The following is a 19003-nucleotide window of genomic DNA, read 5'->3' on the forward strand; positions in this document are numbered from 1 at the left end:
CACAAACCCTCTTATTGTTCTGTCAGCGCGCGCACATGGACGCCGCTTTCGAGACGCGCCAACTGCGCGTCATCGCTGATGCCAAACCCGATCTGTGTGACGGCCATCGCGGCAATTGCCGTGGCGCGCCGCAAGGTGGTTTGCGGCAGATCAACCCCGAGCAAACCGTGAAGCATCCCGGCCAGCAGCGAGTCGCCGGCGCCCACCGTGCTGGCGACGCTGACCTTGGGCGGCGTGGCGTGCAGCGCGGTACCCGGACTGAACCAGTTCACGCCGTCGGCACCGTGGGACACCACCACATGTTCCACGCCTTGGGCGTGCAGACGCTCGGCGGCCCGGGCCTGTTGCGCGATGGAGTCCGTGGGGCAATCCAAGGCCTCGGCCAATTCTTCAGTGTTGGGTTTGATCAGCCACGGGCCCGCCTGCAAACCAGCGCGCAAGGCTTCGCCGCTGGTGTCGAGGGCGACTTTCAAACCGAGGCTTTTCAGGTGTTCCAGCAAGCCCTGAAACCACTGCGCGCTGATGCCGCGCGGCAAACTGCCGGCGACCACCACCGCGTCGTGCCCTGGCGCAATCCGCGTCAGTTGATCGAGCAACGCCTGCTGGGCCTGCTCACTGACCTGCGGTCCCGGCGCATTGACGTCGGTGACCCGGCCGTCCTGCTCGGCGATCTTGATGTTGCTGCGGGTTTCGCCCGGTACGCGAATAAACGCATCGGCAAAACCACGCCGGGCAATCAACGCCTCGAAGGCTTGCGGATTGTCTTCACCCAGAAAGCCGCCGACGGTGACGTGATGACCAAGGTCCGCCAACACTTGGGCGACATTCACACCTTTGCCGGCAGCGTGGGTCAGCAGGGTTTCGCTGCGGTTGACGGCACCCGGCTCCAGGCGTGCCAGGCGTACCGTGAGGTCCAACGCCGGGTTCAGCGTCAGGGTCAGAATCTTCGCCATTTACACGGCCTCCACTAGGGCTCGCACTTGCGCGGGCGAACCCACCGCAAGGGCTTTTTGCGCCAGGCCCTGGGCCTCGCTCAGACTGAATTCGCGTACCCGCGCCTTCACTTCGGGAATGCTGCGGGCCGACACGCTCAACTCGTCCACCCCCAGCCCGATCAGCACCGGCACCGCCAGCGGGTCCGCCGCCAATTCGCCGCACACGCCCACCCACTTGCCATGGGCGTGGGCGGCACGCACGGTGATGTCGATCAGTTGCAGCACCGCCGGGTGCAGGCCGTCGGCCTGGGCCGACAAGGTTGGGTGGCCACGGTCGATGGCCAGCGTGTACTGGGTCAGGTCGTTGGTGCCGACGCTGAAAAAATCGACCTCCTTGGCCAGTACCGGTGCGAGCAAGGCGGCGGAAGGCACTTCGATCATGATGCCCAGCTGCAAGTCGGCGACCGGGATTTCCAGGCGCAGGCGCTCGGTCATGTCCCGGGCCGCGCGCCATTCATCGACGCTGCCGACCATGGGAAACATGATGCGCAGCGGTCGGTTGTCCGCCGAGCGCAGCAGCGCACGCAATTGCGCTTCCATGATCTGCGGGCGTTGCAAGGTCAGGCGAATACCGCGCACACCAAGGAAGGGGTTTTCTTCCTCGGCGATCGGCCAGTACGGCAGCGGTTTATCCCCCCCCACATCGAGGGTGCGCACCACCAGCGGGCGACCGCCAAGGCCGTCGAGTACGCGGCGGTATTCGGCTTCCTGAGTGGCTTCATCCGGCGCTTGTGGGTGAGCCATGAAAATCAGCTCGGTGCGCAGCAGGCCGATGCCTTCGGCGCCCTGCTCCACCGCGCCGGCAACACCGGCGCTCTCGCCGATATTGGCGAACACTTCCACGGCGTGACCGTCACGGGTCAACGCCGGTTCGTGGCGCTGCGCCGAAGCCGCTTGCAGGCGCTGTTCGCGGGTGTCGCGCTCGACGCTGGCGCGTTGCAAGGTGGTGGCGTCGGGGTCGACATGCAGGCGACCGCGCTGACCATCGAGCAACAATGGCGTGCCGGACGCGAGCAGCAACACCGCCGCGCCTGCGCCTACCAAGGCGGGAATGCCCAGGGCGCGCGCGACGATGGCGCTGTGCGCCGTGGCGCCGCCACGCGCGGTGAGGATGCCAGCGACGCGGGCCGGGTCCAGGCGCGCGACGTCGGAGGGACCGACTTCGTCCATCACTAAAATGTAGGGTTCGCTCGGCTCCTGGGCGGTTTCGACGCCGCACAATTGCGCCAGCACCCGACGGCCGATGTCGCGCAGGTCGGCGGCGCGCTCGGCGAGCAAGGCATCCTGCAGCGCCTCCTGCTGCTTGGCGGCGGCCTCGATCACGCTCATCCACGCCGCTTCGGCGCTCTCGCCCTGCTTGAGGCGGGTGTCGACTTCGTCGGTCAGTTCCGGGTCGTCGAGCATCTCCTGATGGGTGATGAAGATCTCGCGAATGGCTTTGGCCTGGCTGCGTTCGATCAGGCCCTGGATATCGCGGCGCACATCGGCCAGGGCGCTCTGCAAGCGCTGGCGCTCAATGGCCGAGGACTCGCCGCGAAGGGGGTAATCGAAAACTTGCTGAACCTGGATATGTGCAGGCCCGATGGCAATGCCTGGCGCGGCGGCGATGGCCTGGATCTGGCTGCCGGCTGCGGGTGCGCTGATGGCCGGTTCGATCTCGACGCTGGCAGGCTGGGCACTTACGGTCGGCAGCGGCTCGATTTCTTCGCCCAGACCTTCTTCTACCGCCGCGAGCAACGCGGGCAATGCATCGCCGGCAATTGTCGGTTCAGCGACAAACTCCAACACCTGACCGCGACGGGCGCCAAGGCTCAGCAACTTGCTCAAACTTTTCACCGACACGGCGCCCACCGGGCCATCAACCAGGCGCACGCGGATATCGCCATCAAAACTTTTCGCCAATTGCGCGAGGATCTTCGCTGGCCGTGCATGCAAGCCATGGGCGTTGGCCAGGGTGACGCGCACGCTGGGCCAGTCAGGCGGCAGTTCGCCGCCGAGCACTTCGAGCACCGCACGGCTGCTGGTGGCGCGGCCGAGTTCCTGGCCGCGCCCTTCAATCAACAACGCGCACAGGCGTTCGAGCAAGCTCTGGTGCGCTTCGCCAAGGCTGGCCAGGCAAAACAAACCGTTGAGCGGCTGGCCGAGGTAACGCATGGGTTTGTCCGGCGTGACGAACGCAAGGCCCGGCCGCTTGACCGTCTGCTCGCTGTGCAACCACCACAGGCCATCGCCCAGCGGCAACGCGTCGACTTGCTGCAACACGGCAGCAAAACCATTGCTCACGCAATCGGCCTGACGCAACAGGCGTGCGCCTCGCCAGACAAGCTCTTCGAAGTCATCGGCGGACACGCCAAGGCTGATCATCTGCGCGTCCAGCGCCAGTTCCTGCGGCGCGCCTTGCAGCAGCTTCAGCAAGGCGTCGGCCGAACCGGCACGGCGCAGCGCCTCGCCCAGATCGGTTTCACCGAGGGCGCGGGTCAGCAATTGCAGCAGGCGCAGGTGTTCATCGGATTTGGCGGCAATGCCAATGGCCAGGTAGACGATCTGGCCATCGCCCCAGTCCACCCCTTCGGGGAACTGCAGCAGGCGCACGCCGGTGGAAAAAACCTGGTCGCGGGTTTCCGGGGTGCCGTGAGGTATGGCAATGCCTTGGCCGAGGAAGGTCGAACCTTGGGCTTCACGCGCTTGCAGGCCACTGAGGTAACCCTCGGCGACCAGGCCGTCGGCCACCAGTTTGTCAGCGAGCAGGTGCAAGGCAGCAGATTTATCCACAGCCACCTGGCCCATGGATATCTGCTCTACAGTGAGCTCAAGCATGCCGTTCTCCTAGTTAGTGCGGTGGGCGCACTAGGTATTGTTTTGAATAAATCAGCGTGGCTGCGTTCAAAAATAGCTGACTGAGTGGTCAATTGGCAGTAGCCAGTCAGTCGCGAACGTCGTAAAAATACGCTGGCTGAAACGTTTAATCTAGAATTTATGGCAGATTACGCGCTAATTATGCAAGCTTGAAGCGCCACTCGGCGCTTGAGCTCAGCCAATAGTCGTGTGCAGTAATCGGTTACGATTGGACAAAATGTCGGGGCAAGCTCTAAAAAACAAGGAAATCCCGGTTTGAAACTCAGTGATATCGCACGTCTGGCCGGTGTGTCCGTGACCACCGCAAGCTACGTCATCAATGGCAAGGCCGCGCAACAACGCATCAGCAGCGCAACCGTCGAGCGGGTGCGCGCGGTGGTTGAAGCCCATGGCTTTACCCCAAACCCTCAGGCGGCCGGGCTGCGCAGTCGGCACACGCGCACCTTGGGCTTTATCCTGCCGGACCTGGAAAACCCCAGTTACGCACGGATCGCCAAGTTGTTGGAACAAGGCGCACGGGCGCGCGGCTATCAGTTGCTGATTGCCAGCTCCGACGACGAGGCCGACAGCGAGCGCCAGTTGCTGCAGCTGTTTCGCGCGCGGCGTTGCGATGCGCTGTTTGTGGCCAGTTGCCTGCCGGCCAGCGATGACAGCTACCGCGAACTGCAAGCCAAAGGCCTGCCAGTGATTGCGATCGACCGGGTGATGGAAACTGAGCAGTTTTGCTCGGTGGTCAGCGATGACCGCCAGGCCTGCCAGCAGTTGACCAGCAGCCTGCTGCAACCGTTGCCCAAGCAGATCGTACTGATCGGTGCGCGTCCCGAGCTGGGCATCAGCCAGGAGCGCGCTACCGGCTTTCATGAAGCGCTGAAAGGCTTCACGGGTGAGGTCATCGTCGAACAGGGCGAGGCCTTCAGCCGAGATTGCGGCCGACAACTGATGGAGCAACTTCTGCAACAACTGGGGCATTTGCCTGACGCGCTGGTGACCACTTCGTACGTGCTGCTGCAAGGGGTGTTCGACGCGCTGCACGACTTCCCGCTCAAATCCCGGCCGCTGCGCCTCGGCACTTTTGGTGACACCCAGTTGCTGGACTTCCTGCCGCTGCCGGTCAACGCCATGGCCCAGCAACATCAGCTGATTGCCGACACCGCCCTGCGCCTGGCGCTGGCCGCCATCGAGGAAGAACAGTACCAACCGGGCGTGCACGCCATCGGCAGGACCTTCAAGCAGCGTATTCACGAGGCTTGAGCGTGGAGCTGATCGACACCCATACCCACCTGGACTTCCCGGACTTCGACCCTGATCGCCGGCAAGTCCTCGCCCACAGCCGCCAACTCGGCGTGCAGCGCATGGTGGTGTTGGGCGTGTATCAGCAAAACTGGCAACGGCTGTGGGATCTGGTGCAGGAAGACGAAGGCTTGTTCGCCGCCTTCGGCCTGCACCCGGTGTACCTCGATGAGCATCGCCCCGCCGACCTGACGGAGCTGGGCGACTGGCTGACGCGCTTGAAGGGCCACCGGCAACTGTGCGCCGTCGGTGAAATCGGCCTGGATTACTTTCTCGAACAGCTGGACCGCGAGCGCCAGCAACGCCTGTTTGAAGCGCAGCTGAAACTGGCAGCGGACTTCCAGCTCCCGGCCTTGCTGCACGTGCGCCGCAGCCACGCAGCAGTGATCGCTACCCTCAAGCGCATTCGCCTGCCACGCGGCGGCATCATCCATGCGTTTGCCGGCAGTTTTGAGGAAGCCCGCGAGTACATCAAGCTGGGTTTCAAACTGGGCCTGGGCGGCGCCGCCACATGGCCGCAGGCGCTGCGCATGCACAAAGTACTCGCGCGACTGCCCCTTGACGCGGTGGTGCTGGAAACCGATTCACCGGACATGGCGCCCGCCATGTACCCGGGCCAGCGCAATAGCCCGCAACACCTGCCGGACATCTGCACCGACTTGGCCGAACGCATGGCGATCAGCCCTTTACTGCTGGCCGAGACGAGCACACGCAATGCGCGCGAGCTGTTCAACTGGTAGCGGTTTGACCGCCTGCAAGTTCAACGTCAGCCGTTGCCGATGACGGGCGTAACGCAGCACTAGAAAGTGCATCAGCACCGCCACCAGCGAAACGTTGAGTTGCCCGACCACGCTGAGCAACCCGACCCACTCCGCCACCAGCGCCACAATCAGCACCGAGCAGGTCAATACCACCATGCTCGGGGCCACCATGGCCCAGTGGTCCAGCGCCTTGAACTGGCGCAGCTGCCTGGGGCATATCAACTGCAGGGTGCGCTGGCAATAGGGGCATTCAAAGGGCTCGTGGATGGCAATCGCATTCACTTGCCAGGGCTTGAGTTCAAACGTGATGTCGCAATGGGCGCAATGCCCTTTGATCCCCATGGCAGTGGCCATCGCTGTGCCTCCCTTGAACCGTGACGGGTTGAAACAAATTCTCACCCATTAAGGCATTCAAAAAAGCCACACAGCGAAATCAGGACGGGCACCACGGCCCACGAAGACCAAGTCCTACGCGCCGGCCCTACACACGAAACGCGCCGATCAATTGCTTCAACTCGACGACTTGCACCGACAGCAGCCGACTGGCCGTTTCGGTCTGATGCGCGCCCTCGGCGGCATGCTCGCCCGCACGATTGATGGCAACGATGTTCTGGTCGATATCGTGGGCAACGGCGGTTTGCTGCTCCACGGCCGCGGCAATCTGCTGGTTCTGATCGACGATCATTCCGACGGCGCCCAGGATATTTTCCAGGGCTTGCTGGACCTTTTCCGACTGCCCCACGGTGCCATTGGCCATGGCATGGCTGGTGCCCATGACCTTCACGGCCGCGCCGACACCGCTGTGCAGGCGGCTGATCATCTGTTCGATTTCTTCAGTGGACTGCTGGGTGCGTCGGGCCAGGGTGCGCACCTCGTCGGCCACCACAGCAAAACCGCGGCCCTGCTCGCCGGCGCGCGCCGCCTCAATCGCGGCATTCAGCGCCAACAGGTTGGTTTGTTCGGCTATGCTCTTGATCACCTCGAGCACGCCACTGATCGACTGGCTGTCGGTGGCCAATTGGTTGATGACCTGCACTGACGCCTCTATCTCCGATGCCAGGCTCGCGATGCTGCCCTGCTGAGATTGCACCAGGCCTCGGCCGCTGACGGTTTCGTCGTTGACGCTGTGGGCACTGCTGACCGCCGCCGCCGCACTGCGCGCCACTTCCTGGGCGGTGGAAGACATCTGGTTCATGGCCGTCGCCACCTGCTCGATCTGGCTGCGCTGCCCGGAAACCGTCTGGTTGCTGTGGGCCGACACGGCTTGCACTTGCCCGGCTTGCAACTCGACCTGGCTGACGGTGTGACCGACGCGCTCGATCAAGTCATGAATCCTGGCCACCGTGCCGTTGAATACCTGGCCCAACTCCCCGAGTTCGTCGCGGCTGTGCGCAACAAAGCTGACGGTCATGTCGCCGCCCGCGACCTGGTTCATCATCGCCCCCAGGCGACGCAACGTGGTGCGGGTCGACGCGTAGAAACCGGCATACAAATAAAAGATCAGCACAAACACCGTCACCAGCGCCGAGACCAGCACCACCATGTGCGTGCGTTTTTGGGCCAGGCGCTGCTCAAGTTGCTGTTCAAGAAACGTCAGGGTCGCTTCATTGAGTTGGTAGGTTTGGGCCATCAACTGGCTGACGCTTTCATAAAAACCCTGCCACGGCGCATCGAGGGTTTCGGCCATCACCACCTGCTCTTCAAACAACTCGCTGCCGTGCTTGAGGCTCGCGCTGCTGGCCGTGGCCAGAGGGTCGAGCGCCGCATGCGCGGCGGTGCTGGCGCCCAGTGCGTCCTGCAACTTCAGGGCGTACTCGGCCTGGAGTTTTTCCAATTGCTGCAGCAGTTCATCAAAGCGCGTACTGGAGGATGAATTGAGAAAACCCTGGCCCAAGGAGTAGGCGCCCATAGCCCGCCCTTCACCCAGGGTTTGGGTGACTTGCGGGGTGACGCTGGTGACCAGCTCGCTGAGTTGGCGCAAATCGCCCTGAGGGTCACGGCTCAAGCCGGACTGGCTGGCGATGATCTGGCTGAGCATCTGCGCCTTGTTGAGCAATTTGCCAATCAGCGCGCTTTTGCTCAGCAGCGAGGTTTCCTGTTGCTGAGCCTTGAATGCGGTGATCATTTCGTCGCGCTTGCCATCAAAAACGCGGGTGTGTTCAGCGTCGCCGGTCATCGCATTGAGGCCTTGCAGGCGGCTCAACACGCTCTGTTCCAACGCACTGATCTTGCCCTCCAGATCACCGGCCTTGCCGGACTGCCCCAGCACCGCGTTGATCTGCACCTGGTTATTGAGGGTTTCCAAGTCACGGCGCAGCGCCAGGCTGCTGCCGAGCAGATCGAGGCTTTGCAGTTCGATGCGAGTGCCCTGCAATTGCGCCCAGGAATCACGCACCAGGAAATAATTGGTGGCCAGCATCGGCAGCAGGAACAGCACGCTGATCAGGCTGAATTTCATGCCGAAACTCAGACGGTTCATCAGCGCGATGGCGGGATAGAGCAAGCTCTTCAAAGGTGTACTCCCTTTCTATTATTTTTATTGAGGCGCAGGGGGAAGCGGCAGATAGCCACTATTTGGCGCTCTGTCTGTATAGCTCAATTTGAAAGGGAGTTTTGTAACGTAAGGTTAACGACCTGCGCTGAGCGGTTTTTTGTGGCGGGGGCGCAAAGTCCCTTGCCACAAAAACCCGCTCGTCTGGCTAGCTACGGCAGTACGGTCCAGATCGCAAACCCGGCATACCACAGCACCGCCGCGCGCAGCAGCAGTTCCCACAGCCGATCCAGGCTGTTGATACCCTCGGGCCCCACCACGGGCGGTGGGATTTCAGCCGCCGCCAGGCCGACTTTTTCTACCAGTTGTGCAGCGCTGATGTCCCAGCTCAACAACTCATGCAACATCACCCGCCCAACCGCGACAAAGTTACCCACCAAGGCAAAACTTGCCGCCAGAAGGCGCACCGGCACCCAGTCAAACGCGTGACGCAATTGCCCGGCACGCTCGGCGACCTGCGGGTTCTGGCTGTATTCGCTGGCCAATGCCAGTAGGCGATACGCCAACGCCGCCACCGGCCCCAACAGGAAGTACCAGAAGATCACTGCAAAAAAGCTCTGATAGGCCTGCCCCAGCAAATGGCCTTGAACGCGCTCCAGCAGTTGCTCGCCATTGTCAGCCACCACCTTCAGGTCTCGTTCGGCCACATGCTCGGCGGCCTGCAGGTCACCGCGCCGCCATGCATCACGAAACGGCCCAAGCCCAGCCAGCAGATCGCCGCGCCCGAGGCTGTAAATCACCACCAGCAGATGCACCGGCAGCGCCAGCAGACCATAAGCCACCGGCTCCAGCACCAACAGCAACAGCGCCAGCAAGGCCACCGGCAGTAACACCAACAGGACAAGAATCAGCCAGGGCCGCTTCCCCATGCGCGGGCTGGATTCCAGCTTGGCCAGCTCACGCAACCATCCACCGTCGCGTTGTAACCGCTGACGCAAGGCCGAGAATTTCTCGATCCAGACCGCCAACACCAACACCAGGAAACTCATCGTGCGTGTCCTCCATCCTGCAGGGCGCTGCGAAAGCGCGTCCAATCAAAAGCCGGGCCCGGGTCGGTCTTGCGACCCGGTGCGATATCACTGTGACCACAAATACGCTGCCGGGTGATGTCTGGATAAGCCGCCAGCAGCTGTCGCGTGAGGTCAATCAGCGAAACATATTGAGCCTCGGTAAACGGTAGCTCGTCCGTTCCTTCCAGCTCGATTCCCAGAGAAAAGTCATTACACACCTCGCGCCCCTCGAAACTCGATACCCCGGCATGCCAGGCGCGGTCCAGGCACGACACAAATTGCGTCACGCTGCCGTCGCGCTCAATCAGAAAATGCGCAGACACCCGTAAGTCGGCAATGCCTTCAAAGTAAGGATGTTGCGTGACATCCAGGCGATTCTGGAAAAACTCATGCACCTTGCCGGTGGCAAACTGTGCCGGTGGCAGGCTGATGTTATGCACCACCAACAGGGAGATCTCGCCGGCGGGGCGCTCGTTGAAGTTGGGCGAAGGGCAATGGCGAATGCCCTGGCACCAACCGCTGGTGGGGTCCAACTGCATACGGGTTCCTTGAATGAGACGAGGTGTTACCAGTATGCCGCGTTCAGGCCTGCGGTTGCGATCACTTGCCGCGATTGAGTTGACGCAGGTTGCGCACCACGCATGCCAGCGCGCGGTCGAACAGCAGCCCGTCGTCCAAGGTACGCAAGGCCCCGCGCTTGAATGCCATGGCCAGCTGGTCGGCACTTTTTTCAAGGACTTTGAGGCCGGTACGGCTGACAAAAATGTAGCTATTGGCCGGGGCCATGATCGCCGTCAACTTGCAGCGCAACGCTGTGTTTTCGTCTTGCTGGAACTCAAACCAGCCACCGACACGCAGCTGGTGAGCCTTGAGCAGGTCCGGGTCATCGCTCGGCAAGCGCTGTATTGAATCAGGCAACCCGACACTGAACGAAAACGGCTCACGCACCTTGATCAGCGCGTCGATGCACTCGCCTTCGGCCGACTGAACATGCATGGCCTGCAATTGAACAAAAAACTCACGGGTGCTGAAAGGGTCGAACGCCGCGCTGGTCAAGCCGTTGCGCAAAGCCGTGAGCAACCCGGGCAGTTGCTCCAGCAGGTGCCGGCCGGCCTCGGTGTCTGTCTGCAGGCCCACACTCCAGATCAACTCGTCCATGGTGCGCACGCCCGCCTGCCACTGCACCGACTGTTCGCCGTGCTTGAGGCAGGCCAACAACAGCACCTGGCTCCAGGCCTGCTGGAGAAACCGCACCACCGATTGCGGCAAGACCTTGCCGAGCAAGCGCCGATTGAGCAGATCGGCCACACGGTCACGTGCGGCTTGCGTGCGTATGCGCCCTTCTTCGGCCTCACGGGTGTGTTGTTCAAGCAACGCGCTACGGCGTTGTTCATCCGAGGTGAACGCAGTGAACTGCGCCAGCAACTGGGAAAAAATCGTCAGGTCTTCGACGAAGTCATTCAACAAACACTGCACCACTTGCTCAATATGCAAGTACAGGCTGTCGCGCTGATAGCCCTCGTGCGGGCTCCAGCCCATGGCAGCCGAGGCGATTTCATTAAGCAGTCGACGCGCCGGGTGGCAGGCGCGGCTGAAGAGGCTCTTGTCCAGCACCGCCACTTTCAACATCGGAATCTGCAAGCGCGCGATCAAACCCTTGAACGCATCAGGCACGGTGCGATCATTGAGGATGAACTCGAACAGCAAGGCGATCAGATTGATCACGTCTTCATCGGCGCCTTCCACCACACGCGACTTGCCGCTCTTGACGCTCACGCGGGTCAACAGTTGTTCAAGCTGGTTACGCAGGTCGAAATCGTCTTCGGCCTCAGGTTCAGGCACATATTGTTGCAGGTGCGAGAGCAGGCGCAGCAGGTCGCGCGAGGCAATGGGTTGCGGTTCGGCGCAGGCTTCCAGGGTCGGCGCCACGCTGCCTCGCACCGCCGCCAACAACACCTGCAGGGCGGCAAAGGCCTGCTGGCCGTTCTCATCCAGGGGCGGGTCGATGGCTGGCGGGTTGCCTTCTCGCTGCTGGTCACGGGCGGCACGCCCGCCAGGGCGACGCGAGGGCACGGCCTTGAGTTCGGGCAAAACCCCGGTGGCGACCAGCAACTGATTGGCTTCGCAGAACAATTGGTCGGCGTCACTGAGCACGTACTTTTCAAACAGTTTGAGCATGATCAGCTTGACGCGAATCTCTACGCCCAGGCTGCGCCCCGCGCGCAAAAAGAACTCGCAAAGCAGCGCCGGACCCAACGGGTTGTCGCACTCGCTCAGAGGCTTGCCAAGCAATGCACTCAAGCGCGCGGTCAGTTGGCCCAGCGCCAGACCATCGCGATGTCGCACCCGTCCGAGCATGGCCTCCAGCGCAACGGCCTTTTCCAGTTCGTCGCTGGACGTGCCGGGCGCCGCCTCATACGACATCACCGGCACCAAATGCGCCTCGCCTGGCTCTGCATGGCCCAGACTGGCGAAAGCGGCGAACAACTGCGCCATGAACACGCGCTCAAAATTTTTGCGCTTGAGGCGCAAGTCACGCATCGCTTCAAAGAAGATGTGATGGTCAACGTTGCTGCGGGCCTTGTCGGCCATTTCGAACAACGTGTCATCGGCGTTATCGAACAGTTCCTGCAGACCTTGCTGCAACTGTTGGGCAGCCTTGTCGCGAACCTGCAGCAACACCACCGGCAGGCGCGCAAGCGGCGATGGCGTGGGGTGCGCCTTGTTGATTGGCACCACCTTTCCGTCATTGTGCATCCTGGCCTCCTGAAACGGCGGTGTTGGGGTGGGGAGCGATCAGCTACAGGTCCGATGGGGGCTGCGAAAACCGGTTGTCACCAGGACGTCAAAGCTATGACGCCAATTGCAAGGCGCAGGATTATCTTGCAAATAAGGGTAGTTGCGCCAGTGAACTCTGCCATTGCTCTGTAAATGAGTGTTGAGTCTGGGTTCACAGGCGCGCTGCCCCTATAATCCGTGGCACTTTGTTTGTGGAGCCTGTTATGCCGAATCTCCGTCTTGCCGACCTCACCGCCGAAATCGAAGCCAACGTGCGCCGTGCACTGCTGGAAGACATCGGCAGCGGCGACATCACTGCGCAATTGATTCCGGCCGAACGGCTGGCGAAGGCTACGATCATCACCCGCGATGCGGCCGTCATCGCCGGTACGGCCTGGGTCGATGCGGTGTTCCGCCAGCTCGATCCTCGGGTCGCGGTGCATTGGCAGGTTGCCGACGGTGAGCGTGTCAGCCCCAACCAGGCGCTGTTCCACCTTGAGGGCCCTGCCCGCTCACTGCTCAGCGGCGAACGCTGCGCGCTGAATTTTCTGCAGATGCTGTCAGGCGTCGCCACGCGCGCTCAGTACCTGGCGGATTTCGTCGCCACGACCCAGGTCAAGCTGCTGGACACCCGCAAAACCCTGCCGGGCCTGCGCCTGGCGCAGAAATACGCCGTGACCTGCGGTGGTTGTCATAACCACCGCATCGGGTTGTATGACGCCTTCCTGATCAAGGAAAACCATATCGCTGCGTGCGGCGGGATTGCGCAGGCGATTACCGCCGCGCACAAGATCGCGCCGGGCAAGCCCGTGGAAATCGAAGTGGAAAGCCTGGAGGAACTGCGCGAAGCGCTGGCGGCGGGCGCCGATATCATCATGCTCGACGAATTGAGCCTGGATGACATGCGTGAGGCCGTGCGCCTGAATGCGGGCAAGGCCAAGCTGGAGGCCAGCGGCGGGATCAATGAAACCACGCTGCTGCCCATCGCCCAAACCGGAGTGGACTACATCTCCATCGGCGCGATGACCAAGGATGTGAAGGCGGTGGACTTGTCGATGCGGCTGAGCATCTGAGGTTTTAATGTAAGCGCCGGCAAGCCGGCGCCTGCACAGGGTTTCAGATCGCGAGGTTGTTCATCCCGCAATACTCGTTCCAGTCGACACCCAGCACCTCGGCGGCCTCCTTGTGCAAGGCCAGGCGTGCGGCCTCGAACTCTTCCGGCGTCGACGTGTACTTGAGGGTCAATTCCCATGGCTGCAGGCCCTGGGCCTCGGCCTCATCCTCAAATGACCATTGGATCTGGTCCCTTTGATCATCGGCGCTCAGGTCCTTGATCTCATCCAGCAGTTCCGGCGACTCCGCAACGTACTTTTTGAGGGCTGCTTCGTGCCGCGCTTCCTGGGTCATTTCTGATGTGGTCATGTTGTTCTCTTAGATCGAGGAATGGGGATGCATCTGGGTCATCAAGGTTGCGCAGATACGAAAGAGCAAGCATAAATGCCGGCTCGTCTGGCCTTCAGAACCATTCTGGGATCATCTGAAAACAGTGCTGCCTTTTAAAACAGTGTTGCGTTTTTTCAACAGTGTTGCCTTGTGCCCGAGACAGGAATCGAACCTGCGACCTTCGCGTTACGAGTGCGCTGCTCTACCGGCTGAGCTACACGGGCGGTGGGCTAAAGCTAGCACCGCATTGGGCAGGCGGCAACTAACTCGCCTACCGCCCGACGGCCGTCAGGCCCCGTCGGCGCCGCAGCCTTTGGCAACGTATTGCGCTTCAGCCGTGGTCGCGCACTTCCAGCCCGTGGTGGCGCTGCGCGTCAACGTGATGGTCTTGCCCAGCACGGGCGCAGGCGCATCAAGAATTTCACAGCTGATGGAGCCTGTGCCGGTGGCCACATCGCCTGCCACGTCGATCTTGCAATTGGCGGTGGGACTGGTGCCACCGATCAAGGCCAGGGTCGGTACGGTGCCCTGGTTGAGGGTGTCCTCGAAACCTGCCTTCAGCGCGGAGACTTCAGCCAACCCCGCGGTGAACTTGGCCTTGGCCTGGTGCTTGGTATACATGGGCAAACCGATAGTGGCCAAAATGCCGATGATTGCCACGACGATCAACAGCTCGATCAAGGTAAAGCCTTTCTGACGCATCACATTCACTCTCCAGAATAGAAACCCTCACAAGGCGCGTCCTGCGCCCCGCATTGTGCAACGGCGCCAGTGTACTCATCCACGCACGACCAATCGCCTGCAAGACGCACAATCTGACATTTTATCCTTCCTCGCCAGCCTGTCCGAATCCCTCACCTGACTAAGCTATAAATCTTCAACGACCTGCGTGCGGAAACGTGACATGAATGACGCTGCAACGATCTACGCCTGGGAAGGCATCAACCGCAAAGGACGCAGAGTCTGCGGGCAAACCACAGGCCAGAACCTGGCGCTGATCAAAGCACAACTGCGCGAACAAGGGATTTGCCCCGGCCGTATCCGCAAGAAAACCCCACGCCTGCCAAGCTTCGCCCCGCCGATAAAACCCGCCGATATTGCCCTGTTCACCCGCCAGCTGGCGACATTACTGAAGGCTGGCATACCGCTGTTGCAAGCGTTCGACATTATTGGCGAAGGCTTCGACAACCGCCTGATGCGCGAACTGATAAAGGACTTGAAACAGGAAATCGCTGCCGGCAACAACCTGGCGGCAGCACTGAAAAAACAACCGCGCTATTTCGATGACCTGTATTGCCACCTGATTGCCGCCGGCGAGCACGCCGGCGCCCTGGAAACGCTGCTGGAGCGCGTTGCCATCCATCTGGAGAAAAGCCAGCAGCTCAAGGCGCGCATCAAGAAGGCCATGACCTACCCCATCGCCGTCATCGTGGTTGCAGGCCTGGTCAGCACGGTCTTGCTGATCCACGTGGTGCCGCAGTTCCAGAACCTGTTCGCCGGCGTCGATGGCAAACTGCCGGGCTTCACCCTGAGTGTCATTGCCTTGTCCGAGTTCCTGCAGCGTGCCTGGTGGATGGTGGCACTGGGTTTGGCCGCGACAATTATCGGGCTGCGCCACGTCTATCGGGCATCTACCGGTTTTCGTCGTTGGCTGGACCTCGGTTTGTTGAACGCGCCCCTGGCAGGCACACTGCTGAAAAAAACCGCGGTTGCCCGCTACGCCCGCACACTCTCAACGACCTTCGCCGCGGGCGTGCCGTTGGTGCAGGCGCTGGATTGCGTGGCGGGGGCGGTCGGAAATGGGTTGTTCAAACAGGCGATAGAGCATATGCGTCACGATGTATCCACTGGCATGCAGTTGCACCAATCCATGGCCAACAGCCGCCTGTTTCCCAGTATGGCAATCCAGATGACGGCCATCGGGGAAGAGTCGGGAACCCTGGATCGCATGCTGGAAAAAGTCGCCAATCACTACGAGGCCGATGTGCAAAACCTGGTCGATAACCTCACCAGCCTGATGGAGCCCCTGATCATGGTGGTATTGGGCGGCATCGTCGGCGCACTGGTGATCGCCATGTACCTGCCAGTTTTCCAGCTGGGGTCGGCATTTTGAACCCGTTGCTGAATGAACAACCGTGGCTCGTTGTCGGGATGGCGCTGGTGCTGGGCCTGATTGTCGGCAGTTTCCTCAATGTGCTGGTGTGGCGCCTGCCGAAAATGCTCGAGCGCGAATGGCGCGCCCAGGCCCAGGAGGTGCTCGGTTTGCCTGCTGACCCTGCGGGCCCGACTTACAACCTGATGCGCCCCCATTCCTGCTGCCCCCGGTGCAATCATCAGATTCGCGCGTGGGAAAATATTCCGCTGCTCAGCTACCTGCTGCTCAAGGGCCGTTGTGCCCATTGCCGAGAACCTATCAGTGCCCGCTACCCGTTCACCGAACTTGCCGGCGCGCTGGTCTCGGCGGCGGTGGCCTGGCATTTCGGCTTCGGCTGGCAAGCCGGTGCGGTGATGCTGCTGAGCTGGGGGTTGCTGGCGATGAGCCTGATCGATGTGGATCATCAACTGCTGCCCGACGTTCTGGTGCTGCCGCTGTTATGGCTGGGGCTGATCCTCAACAGTGTTGGCTTGCTGGTGACGCTGCCGGATGCGCTCTGGGGTGCGGTCATTGGGTACATGAGCCTGTGGACGGTGTTCTGGCTGTTCAAGGTGATCACCGGCAAGGACGGCATGGGCTATGGCGACTTCAAGTTATTGGCCTTGCTCGGCGCCTGGGGTGGCTGGCAGATTCTGCCGATGACACTGCTGATGTCTTCGTTGCTCGGGGTGCTTGCCGGGCTGATCCTGCTGCGCTTGCGCAAGCCCCAGGCGTCGGCCCCAATGCCGTTTGGTCCGTGTCTGGCGATTGCCGGCTGGATTGCATTGCTCTGGGGTGGTCAAATAACCGACTTCTATTTGCAGTCTGTCGGTTTCAAATGACCACTTCTGTTGCAACACCCTGGATTCTTGGCCTCACCGGCGGCATCGGCAGCGGCAAAAGCGCGGCCGCCCAGCACTTCATGGATTTGGGCATCGACCTGGTCGACGCCGACCATGCCGCTCGCTGGGTGGTTGAGCCCGGCCGCCCGGCACTGGCGCAAATCGCCGAGCACTTCGGTGCAGGCGTGCTGTTACCCGACGGCCAACTGGACCGCGCCGCGTTGCGCAAACTGATCTTTGAGGTCCCGCAAGAACGCCGCTGGCTGGAAGCCTTGCTGCACCCGCTGATCGGCGAGGAGATTCGCAGCCATCTGGCGCGCGCGCGGTCGCCTTACGCAATCCTGGTGTCACCGCTGCTGATCGAGTCCGGCCAGTACAGCATGACCCAGCGCATCCTGGTGATTGACGTGCCGCAATCACTGCAAATTCAGCGTACCCTGCAGCGCGACGGCATCAGCGAACAGCAGGTGCAGGCGATTCTGAAGGCCCAGTCCAGCCGTGAAGACCGCCTGAACCATGCCGATGACGTAATGGTCAATGACCAGGACCTCGCCTGGCTGCACAGCGAGGTCGAGCGACTGCACCACTTTTACCTTACTTTGCGTGGAGGCCGATCATGAGCCAACCTATGACCGTCGACTGCCCAACCTGCGGTGCACCCGTGGAATGGAAAACAGACAACCTCAATCGGCCGTTTTGCTCGGACCGTTGCAAACTCATCGACCTGGGCGCCTGGGCATCGGAAGAGCACAAGATTCCGGTCAGCCCGGATGCCGAAGACGACCTGTTCTCCGAAGACTTTCAGCCTAAGCACTAAGGCCGCATAAAGGCGTATTCCTGCTGGTCGTCGAGGTTCTCTGCAAGGTATTGCAGCTCGTCGGCCAGGTCTTCGAAACTGCGCACGCCTTTACTCTGCTGCACCACGGCGCTGAGCATGGCGCGCAAGGTCAAGCCTGGGTCGAAACCGATTTCCTGCGCGGCGTCCTGACTTCTGCGCAACTCCTGCCGTGCCCATTCGTACACACTCATGCCCCACGCTCCTTCATAAATTTCGCAGAGCATGGGCCTGTGTGGCCGGCCGGGATTTGATCTGGGTCAACGCCGCGAATCGTCGTCCTTCCATGGCGCAGAGAGGTAGCGCGTACGGTTGAAGGTCTCAAGCCACTCCGGGCAAAACACCACCAGAGCGCTGATGACCATGCCGTTGATAAAAGCTTCTGGGAAGATGATCAGCCACAGGTAGCCGATGAAGTCTTCCAGCCACTCCGGCATCGCGAAACGGCCGTCTAACCACAGCAGCCCCAGCGCAGCCAGCAAGCAGAGCAGCGCCGACAGCGCGGCGGCAAAGAAGCCCGAGCAGAAGATATACACAAAGGGATTGCGGGGTTGGGCGCGCTCTACCAGCACTGCACAGCCTTCCGTGATCAGTACCGGCAACACAATCAGCAGCAGGCCATTGACCCCGACAGCGGCCAGGTCCTGACGCCCCAGCAGCACCAACCCGAACTGCGCCGCCAACCCGCCGACGATTGCCAGAGGCCAGTCGAGCAGCAGGGTCACGGCGGTCATGCCGATAAAGTGGTAGGAAACGCCAGTATCGAAATCTCGCCGCACCAGCCACAACATGAACAGCGCGAACACCGTACCAAACAGCAGATGCTGACGCCGCCGGTCGGCAAACAGCTCGACCCATGGCGAGCGCAGGATTGCCCACATCACCACGGGCGCATACAACAGCCAGCCGATGCTGAGGGTTTGCGGCGCCAGCACGGCGGCACTGATCACGGCTTCACCTGCTCCAGTGCCTGGCGCAGCTCGTCGGCGGAGCTGTATTCGTGCTGAGCAATCACCTTGCCGCTATCGAGTTGCAGCCACAGCACTTTATCCACAGCCCCTGGGTAACGCGGGGCGATACGCGCATCACGGTCCAGCATGACCCGGTAGTTGTAGGCCTGCATCGCCGGCACGGCGAACAGCTTGGCGATGAGCCGGGGCATGCGCTGGATATCGGCGATGAACACCGCGTGGCGCGCTTCGAGGTAGCCCTTGGGCTGGCCTTGCAGCGCGGCATCTACCCGCTTGGCGGCGTCCATGCTGCGGGCTACCAGCAGAATCTGCGCCTGGTCATCCAGGGTGTAAGCCTGGTCGAACTGGTCGAGCAGGGTCCATGGCGCCACGCGCTCACCCACCTCAACAGCTTGGGCCCACAACGGTAAAAGGCTCAGCAACAGCACCACGAAAAACTTCACCGCAGACTCCTTGATTCGGATGAGGGTCGAGTAGCCAGTCTACACCGGCCGTTTAAAGCAAGACTTCCTGCGGTCATCATTTGGACGCTAAGCT

19 protein-coding genes and 1 tRNA gene are annotated in these 19003 nt (G+C 61.6%); 7 read left to right on the forward strand and 13 right to left on the reverse strand.

Features of this window, described 5'->3' with window-relative positions:
- Positions 1–11: 11 nt before the first annotated feature.
- Entirely contained in the window at positions 12–953 is a 942-nt protein-coding gene (gene pfkB, locus L8K08_RS05465) for a 1-phosphofructokinase (protein WP_242194757.1), read from the reverse strand.
- Complete coding sequence (gene ptsP, locus L8K08_RS05470; protein WP_242194759.1) at positions 954–3812, reverse strand: phosphoenolpyruvate--protein phosphotransferase; 2859 nt, start codon at positions 3810–3812, stop codon at positions 954–956.
- Positions 3813–4106: 294 nt separating this feature from the next.
- Here ptsP and cra point away from each other — a divergent pair, with 294 nt between their 5' ends.
- Both cra and L8K08_RS05480 read left to right on the forward strand, forming a co-directional pair.
- Complete coding sequence (cra, locus tag L8K08_RS05475) at positions 4107–5102, forward strand: catabolite repressor/activator (protein ID WP_242194761.1); 996 nt, start codon at positions 4107–4109, stop codon at positions 5100–5102.
- 2 nt (positions 5103–5104) lie between these two features.
- Positions 5105–5881 carry a TatD family hydrolase gene (locus L8K08_RS05480; RefSeq protein WP_242194763.1) on the forward strand — a complete coding sequence of 259 codons (777 nt, stop codon included), beginning with the start codon at positions 5105–5107 and terminating at the stop codon, positions 5879–5881.
- Here the strand turns inward: L8K08_RS05480 and L8K08_RS05485 are convergent.
- The 5 genes from L8K08_RS05485 to L8K08_RS05505 all read right to left on the reverse strand — a co-directional run bounded on the left by L8K08_RS05485 (position 5828) and on the right by L8K08_RS05505 (position 12220).
- Complete coding sequence (locus L8K08_RS05485; RefSeq protein WP_124416411.1) at positions 5828–6256, reverse strand: hypothetical protein; 429 nt, start codon at positions 6254–6256, stop codon at positions 5828–5830. The genes L8K08_RS05480 and L8K08_RS05485 overlap by 54 nt on opposite strands.
- A 127-nt stretch (positions 6257–6383) precedes the next feature.
- Positions 6384–8414 (reverse strand): methyl-accepting chemotaxis protein, encoded by a 2031-nt coding sequence (locus L8K08_RS05490; RefSeq protein ID WP_242194765.1) that lies wholly within the window; start codon positions 8412–8414, stop codon positions 6384–6386.
- Positions 8415–8605: 191 nt separating this feature from the next.
- Entirely contained in the window at positions 8606–9442 is an 837-nt protein-coding gene (gene ampE / locus L8K08_RS05495; RefSeq protein WP_242194767.1) for a regulatory signaling modulator protein AmpE, read from the reverse strand.
- A complete protein-coding gene (gene ampD / locus L8K08_RS05500) occupies positions 9439–10002 on the reverse strand; it encodes a 1,6-anhydro-N-acetylmuramyl-L-alanine amidase AmpD (RefSeq protein WP_145165284.1) in 564 nt (187 codons plus the stop codon). The genes ampE and ampD overlap by 4 nt, the downstream gene beginning before the upstream one ends.
- A 61-nt stretch (positions 10003–10063) precedes the next feature.
- A complete protein-coding gene (locus tag L8K08_RS05505) occupies positions 10064–12220 on the reverse strand; it encodes a DUF1631 domain-containing protein (RefSeq protein WP_242194769.1) in 2157 nt (718 codons plus the stop codon).
- A 245-nt stretch (positions 12221–12465) separates the two neighbouring features.
- Here L8K08_RS05505 and nadC point away from each other — a divergent pair, with 245 nt between their 5' ends.
- The gene (gene nadC, locus L8K08_RS05510; RefSeq protein WP_145165288.1) at positions 12466–13314 is read left to right on the forward strand and encodes a carboxylating nicotinate-nucleotide diphosphorylase; all 849 of its coding nucleotides are present in this window, start codon (positions 12466–12468) and stop codon (positions 13312–13314) included.
- A gap of 43 nt (positions 13315–13357) precedes the next feature.
- Here the strand turns inward: nadC and L8K08_RS05515 are convergent, their stop codons facing one another.
- From L8K08_RS05515 to L8K08_RS05525, 3 genes are all read right to left on the reverse strand, one after another.
- Positions 13358–13663 carry a DUF6388 family protein gene (locus L8K08_RS05515; RefSeq protein WP_242194771.1) on the reverse strand — a complete coding sequence of 102 codons (306 nt, stop codon included), beginning with the start codon at positions 13661–13663 and terminating at the stop codon, positions 13358–13360.
- 172 nt (positions 13664–13835) lie between these two features.
- Positions 13836–13908 (reverse strand) — tRNA-Thr (locus L8K08_RS05520).
- Between the two features lie 64 nt (positions 13909–13972).
- The gene (locus L8K08_RS05525; protein WP_277933556.1) at positions 13973–14386 is read right to left on the reverse strand and encodes a pilin; all 414 of its coding nucleotides are present in this window, start codon (positions 14384–14386) and stop codon (positions 13973–13975) included.
- A gap of 202 nt (positions 14387–14588) precedes the next feature.
- Here L8K08_RS05525 and L8K08_RS05530 point away from each other — a divergent pair, with 202 nt between their 5' ends.
- The 4 genes from L8K08_RS05530 to yacG are packed head-to-tail and all read left to right on the forward strand — an operon-like array spanning position 14589 to position 17477.
- Complete coding sequence (locus L8K08_RS05530) at positions 14589–15797, forward strand: type II secretion system F family protein (RefSeq protein WP_242194775.1); 1209 nt, start codon at positions 14589–14591, stop codon at positions 15795–15797.
- Entirely contained in the window at positions 15794–16660 is an 867-nt protein-coding gene (locus L8K08_RS05535) for an A24 family peptidase (RefSeq protein ID WP_277933502.1), read from the forward strand. Before L8K08_RS05530 ends, L8K08_RS05535 begins: the two co-directional genes overlap by 4 nt.
- Entirely contained in the window at positions 16657–17280 is a 624-nt protein-coding gene (gene coaE / locus L8K08_RS05540; protein ID WP_242194777.1) for a dephospho-CoA kinase, read from the forward strand. Before L8K08_RS05535 ends, coaE begins: the two co-directional genes overlap by 4 nt.
- On the forward strand, positions 17277–17477 hold the full coding sequence (gene yacG, locus L8K08_RS05545; RefSeq protein ID WP_106578604.1) for a DNA gyrase inhibitor YacG: 201 nt from the start codon (positions 17277–17279) through the stop codon (positions 17475–17477). The genes coaE and yacG overlap by 4 nt, the downstream gene beginning before the upstream one ends.
- Here yacG and L8K08_RS05550 read toward each other — a convergent pair.
- The 3 genes from L8K08_RS05550 to L8K08_RS05560 form a co-directional block, all read right to left on the reverse strand.
- Complete coding sequence (locus L8K08_RS05550; protein WP_003171680.1) at positions 17474–17689, reverse strand: hypothetical protein; 216 nt, start codon at positions 17687–17689, stop codon at positions 17474–17476. The genes yacG and L8K08_RS05550 overlap by 4 nt on opposite strands.
- Before the next feature lie 66 nt (positions 17690–17755).
- Positions 17756–18445 (reverse strand): energy-coupling factor ABC transporter permease, encoded by a 690-nt coding sequence (locus L8K08_RS05555; protein WP_242194780.1) that lies wholly within the window; start codon positions 18443–18445, stop codon positions 17756–17758.
- Complete coding sequence (locus L8K08_RS05560) at positions 18442–18909, reverse strand: FAD/FMN-containing dehydrogenase (protein ID WP_242194782.1); 468 nt, start codon at positions 18907–18909, stop codon at positions 18442–18444. The genes L8K08_RS05555 and L8K08_RS05560 overlap by 4 nt, the downstream gene beginning before the upstream one ends.
- Positions 18910–19003 lie beyond the last annotated feature (94 nt).

Source organism: Pseudomonas sp. TREG-RG-20F-10-E-6-01 (assembly GCF_022662455.1).
Classification (GTDB): Bacteria; Pseudomonadota; Gammaproteobacteria; order Pseudomonadales; family Pseudomonadaceae; genus Aquipseudomonas.